Origin of the sequence: Mycobacterium colombiense (genome assembly GCF_003284935.1) — a bacterium.
GTDB classification, from domain to species: Bacteria; Actinomycetota; Actinomycetes; order Mycobacteriales; family Mycobacteriaceae; genus Mycobacterium; species Mycobacterium arosiense_A.
In genome coordinates, this window is record NZ_QMEV01000097.1 from 1 (window position 1) to 12,983 (window position 12,983).

The following is a 12,983-nucleotide window of genomic DNA, read 5'->3' on the forward strand; positions in this document are numbered from 1 at the left end:
GGCCGCGATCACGGCGGCCAAGCTGCGCTGGCTCGCCGACCACGAGCCGGCCCACGCCGACCGCACCGCGGCGGTCTGCCTGCCGCACGACTGGTTGACGTGGCGCCTGCGCGGCCAGGCAGACCTTGCGGCGCTGACCACCGATCGCAGCGACGCCAGCGGCACCGGCTACTACGACGCCGCCACCGGCGCTTACCGATTCGATCTGCTGGAACTGGCCCTGCGCGGCCGGTGCCCCGGGCTGCCGACCGTGCTGGGACCGTCGGACCACACCGGCGGCGGCACAACGGTGTTCGGCGCGGGTTTGGGCGACAACGCCGCCGCCGCGCTGGGCCTTGGCGCCGAAGAGGGCGACGTGATGGTGTCGATCGGGACTTCGGGGGTGGTGGCCGCCGTCACCGCGGACCCGATCCGCGACGACGCGGGATTCGTCGCCGGGTTCGCCGACGGCACCGGACGCTACCTCCCGCTGGTGTGCACCCTCAACGGCGCGCGGGTGCTGGAGGCGGCCGCCGCGATGCTGCGGGTCGACCACGACGAGCTGTCCCGGCTCGCGCTGTCGGCGCCCCCGGGCGCCGCGGGGCTGGTACTGGTCCCGTACCTGGAGGGCGAACGAACACCCAACCGGCCCAACGCCTCCGGTGCGTTGCACGGGCTGCGGGTGTCCAATGCGACGCCGGCCAACCTGGCCCGGGCCGCGGTGGAAGGACTGCTGTGCTCGCTGGCCGACGGCGTCGCGCAGCTCACCGCGCACGGCGTCGCCGTGCGCCGCATCCTGCTGATCGGCGGCGGCGCGCAATCGCAAGCGCTGCGCGAGATCGCGCCCACGGTGTTCGGCAGCCCGGTGCTGGTACCCGCCCCGGCCCAATATGTCGCGCTGGGCGCGGCGCGGCAGGCCGCCTGGGCGCTGAGCGGATCACCCCGCCCGCCCGCGTGGGATCCGCCGCCCACCACCGAATACACCGCCGCCCCCGCACCCGAGGTGACGGCGCGCTACGCGCGGGTGCGCGACCTCACCGAGGGAACCGCCTAGTCGCCGGGAAGCGGCCGGAACACCGGCAGTATCCGGTACTTCGCGCTGAAGCTGGCCTTGTCGTATTTCGCGCCCACCTCGCCGTCGCACGCGATGACCGTGGGACCGTCGACGGCGCTGAAGCTGAATTCCGGCACCTGCAGCTCGTGATAGAGCGGGCTGCGCTCCAGGCGGCCCAGGGCGAGCGCGGTCAGGATCCTGGTCCTCGCCCAGTGCCGCCCGGTCTCGAGGATGCGCACGTCGATCAGACCGTCGTCCATCCTCGTCCGCCGCGCCGGCGCGAACCCGCTCGGCAGGTACAGCGAATTGCCCAGGAAGAACAGGGACGTCAGCAGGGTCTTGTTGTCGTAACGGATGCGCACGGGCTGCTCCTTGCGCAGCGTGCGCAGCATCGCGTACAGGCCGGCCAGCGGCTTGCCGATGCGTTTCTCGAGCTTTTCGCGCCGCCGCACGAAGGCCGGGTAGGCGCCGATGCTGGCGGTGTTGAGGACCATCTGAGAGTCGTTGAGGCACACCAGGTCCACGCAGACCACGTGGCCGCGCCGGATCGCGTCGACCGTCTTGGCGACGGTGTCGCAGCCGATGTCCTTGGCGAAGTGGTTGAACGTCCCGGCGGGAAAGACGGCCAGGGGCAGCCCCGCGTCGATGGCCACCCCCGCGGCGGCCGCGACGGTGCCGTCACCGCCGCCCACCGCCAACACCTCGGCACCTTCGGCCGCGCCGCGCAGCACCTGGACCGGGTCGTCGTCGGGACCCAGCTCGCGGATGTCCACCTTCGGCAGCTCCGCACGCACCTCGTCGACCACTCGGGCCCCGGTGCCGCTGCCCGACTCCGGGTTGATCACCAGCACCACGCCGGAGCCATCGGGCCGCTGCGGCGCCGCGACACGAAGCGGTTCCGTTCGCGGAAGGGCGGTTTCGACGATCGGGGGGACGAGCCGGCCGCCCAGCACGGCCAGGCCCGAGCCGATGCCGAATCCGGCGATGACGTCGCCGGGGTAGTGCGCGCCGGTGACGACCCGGGACAGACCCACCAGCCCGGCCAGCAACGCCAGCCCGAAACCCAGCGGCGGGTTCTCCAGCCCCACCCCGATGGCGAACGCCGCGGCGCTGGCCGAGTGTCCCGACGGCAGCGAGTTCGACGTGGGGCGGCGGCGGACCTGCCGGACCAAGGGCACCAGGTCGTAACCGGGCCGGGGCCGTCGGCGGATCCGCTTGGCGACCTGATTGGTGACCAGGCTGGTGGCGGCGAGCGTCACCAGCCCGCGCGTCGCGCCGCGCTGCGCGCTTTGCTTGCCGGTGGCCAGCAGCGCCGCGCCGATGCCCACCCACAGCTTGGAGTGGTCGGCCGCCCGGGTCAGCGGCGGCATCACCGCGTCCAGCAGCGGGGTGTCCGTCTCGGCGATGGCATCGAACAGTTCTCGATCCAGCGTGCCCAGTCCCCGGGTGATCTGTTTGATGCCGCGTGCGCGTTGCCAGGGCCCCCTGCTCATTCGCTACACCCTAAATTGGTCCGAAGACATGGACGCACACGGCTATTGCAGCAGATGGCGCGACAACGCCGATCGCCGCGGCGTGACCGCGCCCGTCGTCGCCGAGATCGCCCGCCGCTACGGCGTCACCGCCGCGCGCTTCGGGGTCCTCGAGGGCATGGCCGAATTCACCGATCCGCACGGCAAATCGTTCTTCCTGATCCCGGCCTACGCCGACGGTGCGCGGGCCCGCGACGCCGCGCTGATGACCTACGTCCTCAACGCGGACACCGGCTACGGCAAGCCGGACACGCGGCCCACCGACTTTCCCGCCACCCCCTACGGCGCCGCCGAGGTGGCCCGAATCATGGCCCGGCAGAACGCGAATCGCTGGAGCTACACCCGCGATGTCGGATTCGTGCACCGCAACGGGGGACGCCTGGTCACCACCCCCAACGGCATGCTCATGGGCCTGGGCGGCAACTGGATCCAGCGGCTGTTCAGCCAGCGCGGCGGCACCACCTGGGGCGACATCTTCCTGGTCAATGCGGGCCGGGTCGCCGACCCGGGCGGGCAGCTGCACCGGATCGTCTCGTCGGGGTGCGCGTGGTTTCTCGACCGGGCCGGCGCCCCGCGCCCCAGCCGCCTCGACCTGGACCGGGTGTTGCACCACGAGGAGCGGCACGCCGCGCAATGGGCCGACCGGGGTTATTTGGGGATGCTCACCGGCTACGGTCGGGAGTTGTTCCGCGAGTTGGCTTTTGGCGCGGTGAACGGGTTCGAAGAGGACGCGGGCCTGGCCGACGGCGGTTATAGGGCGTGAATCCCGTGGTAGAGCACCATCGCGCCGATCACCACGAACACCGCCGCGAGTAGGGCACCGTTGTTGCGGTCCATCCAGTCCTTGAGCCGCGCCAGCGTGTCGTCGAGCCGGCTGCCTGCCGCGAGGTAGGCCAGGATCGGGATCGCGACGCTGGACGCGGCGATGGCCACGAAGAACGCGGCGGCCACCCAGTCACCGGTCAGACCGAGGCCGCTGGTGCCGATGCCCAACCCGGCGGGAACGCAGATGAGCGCCACATCCGGTCGCACCACGGCCAGCACCGCCCCGATGACCCCGGCGCGGGCCGGGGTGATGCTGGCGAACGAACGCATCCAGGCCGGCGACTCGGACTGACCGTGCCGGTTGAGCCATCGGTAGATGCCGTACACGATCAGCGCCGAACCGAGCACCACGCGCAGCCACGACGACCACCGCGGCGGCGCCTTGTCCAAACCGCCCAGCAGGCCGGAGGCCGCGACCGCGATCGCGGTCAGCGCGGACAGGCTCAGCAACCAACCGCCCAGAAACGCGAGGCTGCTCGGCCGCGGCCGCGGCGCCTGGAGCACCAGCACCGCCGGAATGACCGTGAGCGGAGAGAGCGAGATGACCAGTCCAAGCGGAACGAGCCCGGTCAGCACCGTCCCCCAGCTTCCTGCCATGGGCGGCATCCTGCCATTGCCGCGGGCGATGCGACGCCGAAACGCGCCGTATCCGCCCCGATCCGGATCAGGCCAGCGTGCGAATCCCGTTGTAGAGCACGATCAATCCGATCAGAAGCAGGATGATCGCCATCATCGCGTCGTGGTTCGCCTCCATCCACGCCTTGAGGCGTTCCAGCGCATCGTCGAGGCGATCACCGGCACCGACGTAGGCCAATATCGGGGCGGCGACCGTCGACGCGGCGAGGACGACGAAGACCGCGGCCGCGACCACTTGCGCGCCGGCGCCCAGGCCGCTGTTGCCGACGGCCAGGCCGGCGGCCGCGCACAGGATCAGCACCTCGGGCCGCAGGGGCACCAGCACCGTCCCCATCACCCCCGCGCGCACCGGCGAGAGGGTGGAGAACGACCGCATCCAGCGCGGCATGCTGCGCTGCCGATGCCGGGTGAACCAGTGATAGGCCGCCAGCGCGAGGAGCGCCACACCGAAGCCCACCCGCACCCACGACGCCCATTTCGGCGGCGTGGCGTGGAAACCGCTGAGCAACTCCGAGCCGCTGACGAACGCGGCGGTCAGCGCGATCAGGCCCAGGAGCCAGCCGCCCAGAAAAGCGAGGCTGGTCGGCCTGGGCCGGGGCGCGTGCAGCACCAGCACGGCGGGAATGACCGTGATCGGCGACAGGGCGATGACCGCCGCCAACGCGATGAGCTTGCTCAGCACCGAGGCCCAACTTGCGTCCACGGGCAGCAATCATCGCATTGGCGTGGCGCTCACGCAGAGCGCGACCGCGGCCCTCAGCCTTTGCGGCGCAGCGTCCAGGCCGGCACCCAGTGCGTCACCGTTCGGCGCTTGGCTCCGTAGGCGACGGGGTAGGTCACCAGCCCCCACCAGTCGCCCTGCTCGCACAGGGCCCAGCAGCTCAGCCACCCCTCGACGACCTTGTGGAGCTGCAGACCGTTGGGCTGATACCGCCCCGAGCGGTGCGGCTCGCGCGGGAACAGCACCGTGAGGTCGACCAGGACGGCGACGGCCGGACGGACCACCCGGAATGGGCTCCGGACCGGTTGGCCGTTGTACCCGATCGACACGAGCGGACCCATTGATCGATCATACGTTCGAATGCATGGCGCGTTGAGCCCGCCGAGCGGGCCGGTTCGCTTCTGGCAACATAGCGGTGTGTTCAGCCAAACCGCGACGTCCCGGGCGGTTCGGTGAGCATCGGACCGACCGAGGAATCACCGAGTCGCCGCGGTGCGCTGCGGGGTCGCCGCCCGGCGGTGCTGGACCCGGTGCTCGTCGCCCTGCTGGCCGCCGCGGTCGGAATGGCCGGCGCGGCCCGGCCGTCCTTCTGGTACGACGAGGCCGCGACCATCTCGGCCGCCTACAGCCGGTCACTGACCCAGATGTGGCACATGCTGGGCAACGTCGACGCCGTCCACGGCTTGTACTACCTGCTCATGCACGGGTGGTTCCAGGTTTTTCCGCCCACCGAGTTCTGGTCGCGCGCCCCCAGCGCGCTGGCGGTGGGGGCGGCCGCGGCGGGCGTCGTCGTGCTGGGCAAGCAGTTCTCCTCCCGGACCGTCGCGGTGGCCTCCGGCGTGTTCTGCGCGATCCTGCCCCGGACCACGTGGGCGGCCATCGAGGCGCGCCCGTACGCCATGTCGATGATGGCCGCCGTCTGGCTCACCGTCCTGCTGGTCTACGCCGCGCGCCGCGACACCGGTTGGCTGTGGCTGTCGTATGCCATCGCGCTGGCCTGCTCGATCGTGCTCGACGCGTACGTCGCCCTGCTGCTCGCGGCGTATGCCGTGTTCGTCGGCGTCTTCCACCGAAGCCGAACGGCGTTGGCGGGCTTCGCCATTGCGTCGGGCCTCGCGGTGGCCGCGTTGCTGCCGTTCCTGATGACGGTCGCCGGGCAGGCACACCAGATCAGTTGGGTCGCACCCATCGGTCACCGCACCATCGAAGACGTGGTGATGCAACAGTATTTCGAACGATGCCCGCCGTTCGCCGTGCTGTCGGCGTTGCTGATCGGTGCGGCAATCGTGTTGTGGCTCAGTGGTTCCGCGCGCCCGACGGGGTCGCAGCGCCAGCTGCTGGTGCTGGCGGCGGGGTGGCTTGCCGCACCGACGGCCGCGATCGTGGTGTATTCGGCACTGGTTCATCCGATCTACACACCGCGATACCTGTGCTTCACCGCGCCGGCGCTGGCGCTGATCCTGGGCGTCTGCGCCGGCGCGGTGGCCGCCAAACCGTGGGCCACGACGGCGATCGTCGGTCTTTTCGCCGTGGCCGCCGCGCCCAATTACGTTCGGGTGCAACGTAACCCGTATGCCAAATACGGCATGGACTACAGCCAGGTCGCCGACCTGATCACCGCGAAGGCGGCGCCGGGCGATTGCCTACTGGTCAACGACACGGTGACCTTCATGCCGGCCCCCATGCGACCGCTGATGGCGGCGCGACCGGATGCCTATCGCAAGCTGATCGACCTGACGCTGTGGCAGAAGGCGACCGACCGCAACGACGTGTTCGACACCAACCTCATCCCCGAGGTGGTGGCCAGGCCGTTGAGCCAGTGCAGCGTCGTCTGGATCATCACCCAGGCCGACCCGTCGCAGCCGTCGCACGAGCAGGGCCCGGCGCTACCGCCGGGGCCGGTCTATTGGGCGAGCACCGCCTTCGCGGTGCCGCACGACCTCGGCTTTCGGCTGGTGGAGCGCTGGCAGTTCAACCTGGTCCAGGTGATCAAAGCCCAGCGCTAGTCACCAGATGTGGATCCAGTCGACGAGCATGTCCGCCGGGTACGTCGCCGCCGCGGGGTCACCGGCGCCGACGCCACCGACGGCCAGGGTGAACATGGGCGTCATCCAGTAGCCGGGATTGTTGAACGGCCAGCGGAAGTCGTCGGGGGCGCCGCCGTGGACGTGGATGGGTTTGTTCGGCACGCTGAAGTACTGCGCCCCGTCGCGGGCGAACTGGAATCCGTCCTCGCCCCAATGCATTCGCCAGGTGTGCCAGTTGCCGTCGACCATGCCGGGGATGGACTTGCCTTCCCACGTCTTGCCGTTCGAGGCGGCGTGCACCGTGGTTCCCGGCGGCCACGAGCCGTTGCCGTACCACTCGAAAAGGTCAACCTCGCCGTCCGGCAGCGGATCCTCGTTGACGCCCCAGAACGCCGACCAGAGGCCCGGGTCCAGACAATTCAGCTTGATCCGCGCTTCCCAGGTCTGGTTGATCATGCTGCGGAAGTTGCCCCGCAGTTTGGCGCCGTAGTAGGTGTCGCCTTCCTGGGTGGCGCGCAGGACGAGGTTGGAGTTGCCATCTTGGAACACGTTTCGGCGGTCGTCGCGGTAGATGCCCGCGACCGGCGGGAACACGTCGTCCTGCCAGGTCTGGATGGTCCACTTGCCCGGATCGGGAGCCGAACCCGCCGGACCGTCGAACTCGTCGGCGAAGATGTAGCCGCCGCCGCCCGCCGCCGGCGCGGCCGGCACCGGCGGGCCCGAGGGGGTGGCCCAGGCACCCGGCAAGCGCATCGCCGCCCCGATCATGCCGAGGCCCGACATCAGCATCATGCTGCGACGATCCATCTAAACCACCCATCGTTGAAAGCCGGCTCGTCAAGCTCGGCGCGATCTCCCCACGCAACTCTCGCAAACGGTGTTATGAAACCACGCGGTGGGGTGGCGCGCATCCCTCGATAGGGACGCGCGCGCGCCGTAGCCGGTCACCACCCGCGCGCCGGTCCGTCGCCGCCATTCCGCTGGCATAAGCAAGCGACGATAGCAGCAGCGGCCCCGATTTCCTGGGATTTCCCCCGTCGACCATCAATCTGGTTGACATACCCCTTTCCGCTGATATCAAGGAGGTTGATGGTTCGAGAAAGGACAACAGCCATGTCTCATGGATTCTTCGGTGGTTTCGGTGGGCCCGGTTTCGGCGGCCCGGGCTTTGGTGGGCCCGGTTTCGGCGGTCCGGGCTTTGGCGGTCCCGGGTTCGGTGGCCCCGGCTTCGGCGGCCCGGGCTTCGGCGGCCCGGGCGCGGGCGGTCCCGGGTTGGCGCCGTTCGGCAAGAAGGGCCGTCACGGCCTCAGGCGCGCGGCATTCGTCACCGCGGCGTTGCTGTTGGACGGGCCGGCCGACGCCGCTCAGGTGGTGCAGCGGGTGTCCGACGCGACCGGCGGCGCGTTCACCCCTCCGCAGGACGTGGCCGAGCTGGCGATCGGCGTTCTCGCGGGCCGCGGCGTGGTCACCGTCGACGGCGGCGTGGCGACGCTGACCGAGCTCGGCCGAAACCTGTTGGCCTGGCGCGGAATCAGCAGCGAGACCGCGCACGCCTTCCTGGGCCGGGCGGCCAAGTTCGGTGACGTTCTGAAGATCCGCAAGGAGTTCTTCGAGATCGCGGGGCTGGCCCGCACGATCGCCTGGACGGGCACGGACGAGCAAAAGCAGCAGCTCGCCGAGACCCGGACCAAGGTGCTCGAGGCGCTGACCGACGCGCGCAAGGCGCTGCACCGGGTTCTCGGCGCGGCCTAGGGCGCCGGCGACGCTGGCACGGGAACCTTCTCGGTTGCCCGTGTCGCTGATCGCAGTGCAAGGCCGGCCGCCATCGAAAGAGCAACCGGCACAACGGGTATGTGTGAGCCGGTCAGCAGGGCCGCGCGCTTTGGATCACTTCGTACCAGTGCGACGCTTGCGCGGTGCGGCCGAGCGGGGTGGCCGGTCACGCATGTGGTCGCGGATACGACCCATGAGGTCGCCCAGGGTGTTCACGTCCTGGTCGGAAAGCGTGCCGTACAGCAGGTCGCGCACGATCCGGATGTGACCGGGGAGGACTTTGTCGACACGGGCTCGGCCCGCCCTGGTGATGCCGACTGCAGTGGCGCGCTTGTCATGGGTGCTGACCTTGCGGGTGATAAGCCCCGCACTTTCCAGAAGTCCGGCCTGATGGGTAAGGCCGCTGCGGCTGTAGACCACACCGTCGGCCAGTTCCGTCATCGTCAGCGGCCGATCGGCGTCGACTAGTTTGGCCAAGACCTCGAACTGGACGTAGCTGAGGCCACCCTCGGCCTGCAACTGCTCTCGCACGGCGTACTGCAGCAGGCTGGCTGCTTCCGTCAGGGCGAAGTACGTGCGCATTTGCGCCGGCTTGAGGCCTTTGGCCATGCGGCCATGTTAATGCTTCGACGTCGCAGCGATTTCGAGGCGTGCGCGGCCGGCGCCAAGAATGGCCAACCCGTGAAGCGCAGCCCAGAAATCAGGCGTAATCCTGGCGCGGATATGACGGTGTCCGCGTGGGTGAGTGCCCCTACAAGTGGGACTCCGCGGGCCTGGTCGTCAATTCGGTGGATTACGCGCCACGACTCCTCGCGTTGGTCGGCTACTACCGGCTGCCGCCCCCGACCAACTGACTGACACGGGCGATCGTGCGCCAGTCACCGGTATGACGACCATCACTGGACCCTTGGGATTGCTTCGACATTGAAGCGAGTTGTAGACGGTGTAACTGCTTTGAAGTTGAAGCAATGACTCAAGGAGGGACACCATGAAGGCCGTGCGATACCACGAATACGGCGGTAGCGACGTTCTGCGGTACGAGGAGGCACCGCGACCTGTGCCAGGCCCGCACCAGGTGCTGGTGCAGGTAGCCGCCACCTCGTTCAACCCGGTGGATGCAGGCATCCGCGGCGGTTATTTGGCGGAGGTGTACGAGATCGGCTTCCCGCACATCCCCGGTGTCGACGTCGCCGGGACCGTCGCTGAAATCGGGGAGGGCGTGCAAGGGTGGGACGTCGGCGACACTGTGGTGGCGTTTTTGCCGTTGGATGCCGACGGCGCTGCCGCCCAGTACGCGATAGCGCCGGCCGAGTCGCTGGCCACCGCGCCGCAGTCGGTGGACCTGGCCGACGCGGCGGCGCTGCCGGAGGCCGCGCTGACGGCGTGGCAGGCGCTGTTCGAGATCGCCGGTTTAACCGCCGGGCAGACGATCCTGATCAACGGCGCCTCGGGTGCGGTCGGTGGCTATGCGGTTCAATTGGCCAAGCGGGCCGGAGCGGTCGTCACCGCGACGGCCAGGGAACGCGATGCCGAGCGGCTGCGCGGTTTGGGTGCGGATCGAATCGTGGGCTACATCGACTACACGCATTCGCCGATCGACGTTGCGGGTGCACCGTTCGATGTGGTGCTCAACCTCGTCAGCACCACCGATGAAGAAACCGAAGCCCTGATCGGTGTCGTCGCCGACGGCGGCTTCCACGTCGGCACCATGGTTTTCGGGCCGCAGAACCCGGGCCGGGGGGTCCGCAGCCAGCGGGTCTTCGTCCGGAGTGACGCCACCCAGCTCGCCGAGCTGGTCAGTCGCGTCGATGACGGGCAGCTGCGCATCGAGGTCGCCGACCGCCGCCCGCTGGAGCAGGCCGCGGCCGTGCACGCCGACTCCGACAGCGGCAGCCTGCACGGCAAGACCATCCTCATCCCCACCCACCAGTAGCCACCAGGGTGTGGCCGGCCGTCAGGCCGTCCGAGGAGATGCCACCTAGCGGGGACTGGGTTCGCTGAGCCTGACCAGGGTCTTGCCGACGTTGACGCCGGTGAACAGGCCGTTGAGGGCATCGACACACGACTCGATGCCCTCAAAGATGGTCTGCCGGTGGTGAAGTCGGCCTTCGGCCTCCCACTGGCGTAGCGCGGCGAACGCCTCGTCGAAGCGTCCCCACTGATCGAGCGCGTTGAACCCCTGCATCAACGCGGTCTTGGACAACAGGTTGACGTAGTTGGCCGGCCCGGGGTGCTCTCCGGTCAGGTAGCTGGAGATGACGCCGCACAGGACGACGCGCGCGCGGGCGGCCAGGCGGCCCAGCACGGAGTTGAGGATGGGGCCGCCCACGTTGTCGAAGTAGACGTCGACCCGTTGCGGGCAATGCTTTTTCAGGGCCGCAGCGACGTCGTCGTTCTTGTAGTCGATGCACGCGTCGAAGCCGAAGTCCTCCACCACCGCCCGGCATTTCTCGGGGCCGCCCGCGATGCCCACCACCCGCGCGCCGGCGATCTTGGCGATCTGCCCGGCGATCGATCCGGTGGCGCCCGCGGCCGCCGACACCACCACCGTCTCCCCCGGCTGCGGGCGGCCGATGTCGGTCATCCCGAAGTAGGCGGTGGCACCGGTCGGCCCGTAGACCGACATGATGGCCAGCTGGTCGTCCTCGCCGGGGATCGGCGTGCTGAACAGGTCGTCGCGGATGAGCGCGTATTCCTGAAAGCCGGTCAGCGTGGTGACGACGTCGCCGACGGCGTAGGCGTCGCACCGCGATGCCACCACCTCGCCGATCCCGGCCGCCCGGATGACCTCACCCAGCTGCACCGGCGGGAGGTAGCTGGGCTGGTCATCGAGCCAGGTGCGCGCGGCGGCGTCGATGCCGACGTAGGTGGTGCGCAACAGCGCCTCGCCGTCGGCGGGTTCGGGCGCCGGTGTGGTGACCATTTCCGTGTCGTCCGGCCGGACCAGCCCGGAAGGGCGGCGACGGAGGAGGACCTGGCGATTCGGCAGATCGGGCACGATCGTAAAAACTACCGAACCGGCCGTAAACGCAGAAGCGAATGGCATATTCATTCCCATGGCAGCAAACGAAGACCCGGAAGACCGGATCCGGGAACTCGAACGCCCGCTCGCCGAGGCGGCGCGGGCGTCAGAGCAGGGCAGCGCGCAGCCCGCCGGCCAGAACTATGCCCCCGGACCGGCGGGTGCCCCGCCACCGCCGCCCGCCCCGTGGACGTACGGTGGCCCCCCGTTCGTACCGCCCCAGCAACGCCCGTCCGCCAACCGCGCGTGGTGGATCCTCGGCACGATCGTCGCCATCGGTGTGCTGGCCCTCGCCGGCGGCATCGCGGCGTTCGCCGCGCACCGGCTTTCGGGGGTCAAGTCGATCATCGCGACGCCGCCGACCATCTCCACAACGGTTGGCCCACCGAGCGTTTCGATGAGCCCCGGCCCGTCGACCTCCCGCCGCAAGTCGGCCTCGCCCTCGACCTCACCGGCCGCTCCGCCCGGCACCGAGCTCAGCGTTTCCGGTATCAACGAGAACCGGACCATCGCCTGCAACGACAACATCGTCAGCGTCAGTGGGGTTTCCAACACGGTATCGATCACCGGGCATTGCGCCAGCCTGTCGGTGTCCGGCGTGCAGAATTCGATCACCGTGGAGGCCGTCGACAGCATCGAGGCCTCCGGCTTCAACAACAAGGTCACCTACCACTCGGGCGCACCGAAGATCAGCAACTCCGGCGGCTCGAACGTGGTGGGCCAGGGCTGAGCCGAAAGCGCTTGCTACGCAGGCTCTTCGGTGTCGTCGTCGAGGACGCTGACCGCGATGCCGTAGGGCAGGAACCGCACCTTGCGTTTGGGATCGACGTTGGTCTTGTTCGCCCGCAGCGCGTCGAGTTCGGTCGCATAGACCTGTTCGACGCGCGCCCCGCCGGCGGCGTCGACCGTGTAGATAGCCCACACGCCCTCACCCGCTTCGCCGGCCGTTTCCGGGGCGCCGCGCGGGCGACGCGTCAGGTCGTCGAAGACGGCGGACCAGCCCGTCCGGCCGCCGGGGCCGGCCACGAACTTGCCGACTCGCTCGAACACGTCGCGCAGGCCTTCGCTGCCTTCCCGAATCATTCGATCGAATTCGTCGGGGTCGAATCCGAATCCACTGTGCTCGCCCACGCGACCTCCTTGGCGCTCGTGCCGTAACTGCCAGTGTGCGCTCAGTCGAGACCGTTTGCCACGCGCTACGGAGCCGGTGGCGCAGGCGGGGGCGGCGGGGTGATCGGAATCGGCACCGTGACGAACGGGAAGTGCAGATACATCGTCACCGGCGGCTGCTGGGGCAGCTGCGGCGCGGCGGGCGGGGGCGCCGGGGGCGGTGCCGCCGGCGGGGGTGCGACCGGTGCCGCGGCCGGCGGGGGCGCCGGGCGCTCGACGGGGGGCGGCACATACTGCGGCGCGG

14 protein-coding genes and 1 pseudogene are annotated in these 12,983 nt (G+C 69.7%); 6 read left to right on the forward strand and 9 right to left on the reverse strand.

Going from position 1 to position 12,983, the window contains the following annotated elements; all coding sequences use genetic code 11:
• Nucleotides 1-1,033, forward strand: a 1,033-nt coding sequence (locus tag DQP57_RS24690) for an FGGY-family carbohydrate kinase (protein ID WP_112635311.1), incomplete at its 5' end; no start/stop codon positions are given.
• On the opposite strand, the gene DQP57_RS24695 is transcribed toward DQP57_RS24690, so the two are convergent.
• Nucleotides 1,030-2,526 (reverse strand): bifunctional phosphatase PAP2/diacylglycerol kinase family protein, encoded by a 1,497-nt coding sequence (locus DQP57_RS24695; protein ID WP_112635313.1) that lies wholly within the window; start codon nucleotides 2,524-2,526, stop codon nucleotides 1,030-1,032. The two genes, DQP57_RS24690 and DQP57_RS24695, sit on opposite strands and share 4 nt — an antisense overlap.
• A gap of 28 nt (nucleotides 2,527-2,554) precedes the next feature.
• Here DQP57_RS24695 and DQP57_RS24700 point away from each other — a divergent pair, with 28 nt between their 5' ends.
• On the forward strand, nucleotides 2,555-3,328 hold the full coding sequence (locus DQP57_RS24700; protein WP_112635315.1) for a hypothetical protein: 774 nt from the start codon (nucleotides 2,555-2,557) through the stop codon (nucleotides 3,326-3,328).
• On the opposite strand, the gene DQP57_RS24705 is transcribed toward DQP57_RS24700, so the two are convergent.
• The 3 genes from DQP57_RS24705 to DQP57_RS24715 all read right to left on the reverse strand — a co-directional run bounded on the left by DQP57_RS24705 (nucleotide 3,316) and on the right by DQP57_RS24715 (nucleotide 5,088).
• Nucleotides 3,316-3,987: a GAP family protein gene (locus tag DQP57_RS24705; RefSeq protein WP_112635336.1), complete on the reverse strand. Its 672-nt coding sequence runs from the start codon at nucleotides 3,985-3,987 to the stop codon at nucleotides 3,316-3,318. The two genes, DQP57_RS24700 and DQP57_RS24705, sit on opposite strands and share 13 nt — an antisense overlap.
• A gap of 67 nt (nucleotides 3,988-4,054) precedes the next feature.
• A complete protein-coding gene (locus DQP57_RS24710) occupies nucleotides 4,055-4,708 on the reverse strand; it encodes a GAP family protein (RefSeq protein WP_205869233.1) in 654 nt (217 codons plus the stop codon).
• 74 nt (nucleotides 4,709-4,782) lie between these two features.
• Nucleotides 4,783-5,088, reverse strand: a complete 306-nt coding sequence (locus DQP57_RS24715; RefSeq protein ID WP_112635318.1) for a hypothetical protein — start codon at nucleotides 5,086-5,088, stop codon at nucleotides 4,783-4,785.
• A gap of 222 nt (nucleotides 5,089-5,310) precedes the next feature.
• Between DQP57_RS24715 and DQP57_RS24720 the strand changes: the two genes are divergently transcribed.
• Nucleotides 5,311-6,753 (forward strand): glycosyltransferase family 39 protein, encoded by a 1,443-nt coding sequence (locus DQP57_RS24720; RefSeq protein ID WP_240631876.1) that lies wholly within the window; start codon nucleotides 5,311-5,313, stop codon nucleotides 6,751-6,753.
• Here DQP57_RS24720 and DQP57_RS24725 read toward each other — a convergent pair whose 3' ends face one another.
• Nucleotides 6,754-7,581 (reverse strand): glycoside hydrolase family 16 protein, encoded by an 828-nt coding sequence (locus tag DQP57_RS24725; protein WP_112635320.1) that lies wholly within the window; start codon nucleotides 7,579-7,581, stop codon nucleotides 6,754-6,756.
• A gap of 306 nt (nucleotides 7,582-7,887) precedes the next feature.
• On the opposite strand from DQP57_RS24725, the gene DQP57_RS24730 reads away from it, so the two are divergent.
• Entirely contained in the window at nucleotides 7,888-8,526 is a 639-nt protein-coding gene (locus tag DQP57_RS24730; RefSeq protein ID WP_205869232.1) for a hypothetical protein, read from the forward strand.
• A 135-nt stretch (nucleotides 8,527-8,661) separates the two neighbouring features.
• Here the strand turns inward: DQP57_RS24730 and DQP57_RS24735 are convergent, their stop codons facing one another.
• Entirely contained in the window at nucleotides 8,662-9,156 is a 495-nt protein-coding gene (locus DQP57_RS24735) for a MarR family winged helix-turn-helix transcriptional regulator (protein WP_112635324.1), read from the reverse strand.
• Nucleotides 9,157-9,535: 379 nt separating this feature from the next.
• Here DQP57_RS24735 and DQP57_RS24740 point away from each other — a divergent pair, with 379 nt between their 5' ends.
• Entirely contained in the window at nucleotides 9,536-10,480 is a 945-nt protein-coding gene (locus tag DQP57_RS24740; protein ID WP_112635326.1) for an NADP-dependent oxidoreductase, read from the forward strand.
• 45 nt (nucleotides 10,481-10,525) lie between these two features.
• Here the strand turns inward: DQP57_RS24740 and DQP57_RS24745 are convergent, their stop codons facing one another.
• Complete coding sequence (locus tag DQP57_RS24745; RefSeq protein WP_112635328.1) at nucleotides 10,526-11,545, reverse strand: NADP-dependent oxidoreductase; 1,020 nt, start codon at nucleotides 11,543-11,545, stop codon at nucleotides 10,526-10,528.
• A 58-nt stretch (nucleotides 11,546-11,603) separates the two neighbouring features.
• Here DQP57_RS24745 and DQP57_RS24750 point away from each other — a divergent pair, with 58 nt between their 5' ends.
• Complete coding sequence (locus DQP57_RS24750; RefSeq protein WP_112635330.1) at nucleotides 11,604-12,299, forward strand: DUF3060 domain-containing protein; 696 nt, start codon at nucleotides 11,604-11,606, stop codon at nucleotides 12,297-12,299.
• 14 nt (nucleotides 12,300-12,313) lie between these two features.
• On the opposite strand, the gene DQP57_RS24755 is transcribed toward DQP57_RS24750, so the two are convergent.
• Nucleotides 12,314-12,652: a hypothetical protein gene (locus DQP57_RS24755; protein WP_430920150.1), complete on the reverse strand. Its 339-nt coding sequence runs from the start codon at nucleotides 12,650-12,652 to the stop codon at nucleotides 12,314-12,316.
• A 113-nt stretch (nucleotides 12,653-12,765) separates the two neighbouring features.
• Nucleotides 12,766-12,983: pseudogene (locus DQP57_RS24760) on the reverse strand (DUF7159 family protein); the annotation flags it as partial.

Excerpts from the sequence above, each read along its gene's own strand:
- DQP57_RS24695 (WP_112635313.1), bottom strand. The coding sequence starts at position 2,526 with ATGAGCAGGGGGCCCTGGCAACGCGCACGCGGCATCAAACAGATCACC.
- DQP57_RS24700 (WP_112635315.1), top strand. The coding sequence starts at position 2,555 with ATGGACGCACACGGCTATTGCAGCAGATGGCGCGACAACGCCGATCGC.
- DQP57_RS24705 (WP_112635336.1), bottom strand. The coding sequence starts at position 3,987 with ATGGCAGGAAGCTGGGGGACGGTGCTGACCGGGCTCGTTCCGCTTGGA.
- DQP57_RS24715 (WP_112635318.1), bottom strand. The coding sequence starts at position 5,088 with ATGGGTCCGCTCGTGTCGATCGGGTACAACGGCCAACCGGTCCGGAGC.
- DQP57_RS24720 (WP_240631876.1), top strand. The coding sequence starts at position 5,311 with ATGGCCGGCGCGGCCCGGCCGTCCTTCTGGTACGACGAGGCCGCGACC.
- DQP57_RS24725 (WP_112635320.1), bottom strand. The coding sequence starts at position 7,581 with ATGGATCGTCGCAGCATGATGCTGATGTCGGGCCTCGGCATGATCGGG.
- DQP57_RS24730 (WP_205869232.1), top strand. The coding sequence starts at position 7,888 with ATGTCTCATGGATTCTTCGGTGGTTTCGGTGGGCCCGGTTTCGGCGGC.
- DQP57_RS24735 (WP_112635324.1), bottom strand. The coding sequence starts at position 9,156 with ATGGCCAAAGGCCTCAAGCCGGCGCAAATGCGCACGTACTTCGCCCTG.
- DQP57_RS24740 (WP_112635326.1), top strand. The coding sequence starts at position 9,536 with ATGAAGGCCGTGCGATACCACGAATACGGCGGTAGCGACGTTCTGCGG.
- DQP57_RS24750 (WP_112635330.1), top strand. The coding sequence starts at position 11,604 with ATGGCAGCAAACGAAGACCCGGAAGACCGGATCCGGGAACTCGAACGC.
- DQP57_RS24755 (WP_430920150.1), bottom strand. The coding sequence starts at position 12,652 with ATGATTCGGGAAGGCAGCGAAGGCCTGCGCGACGTGTTCGAGCGAGTC.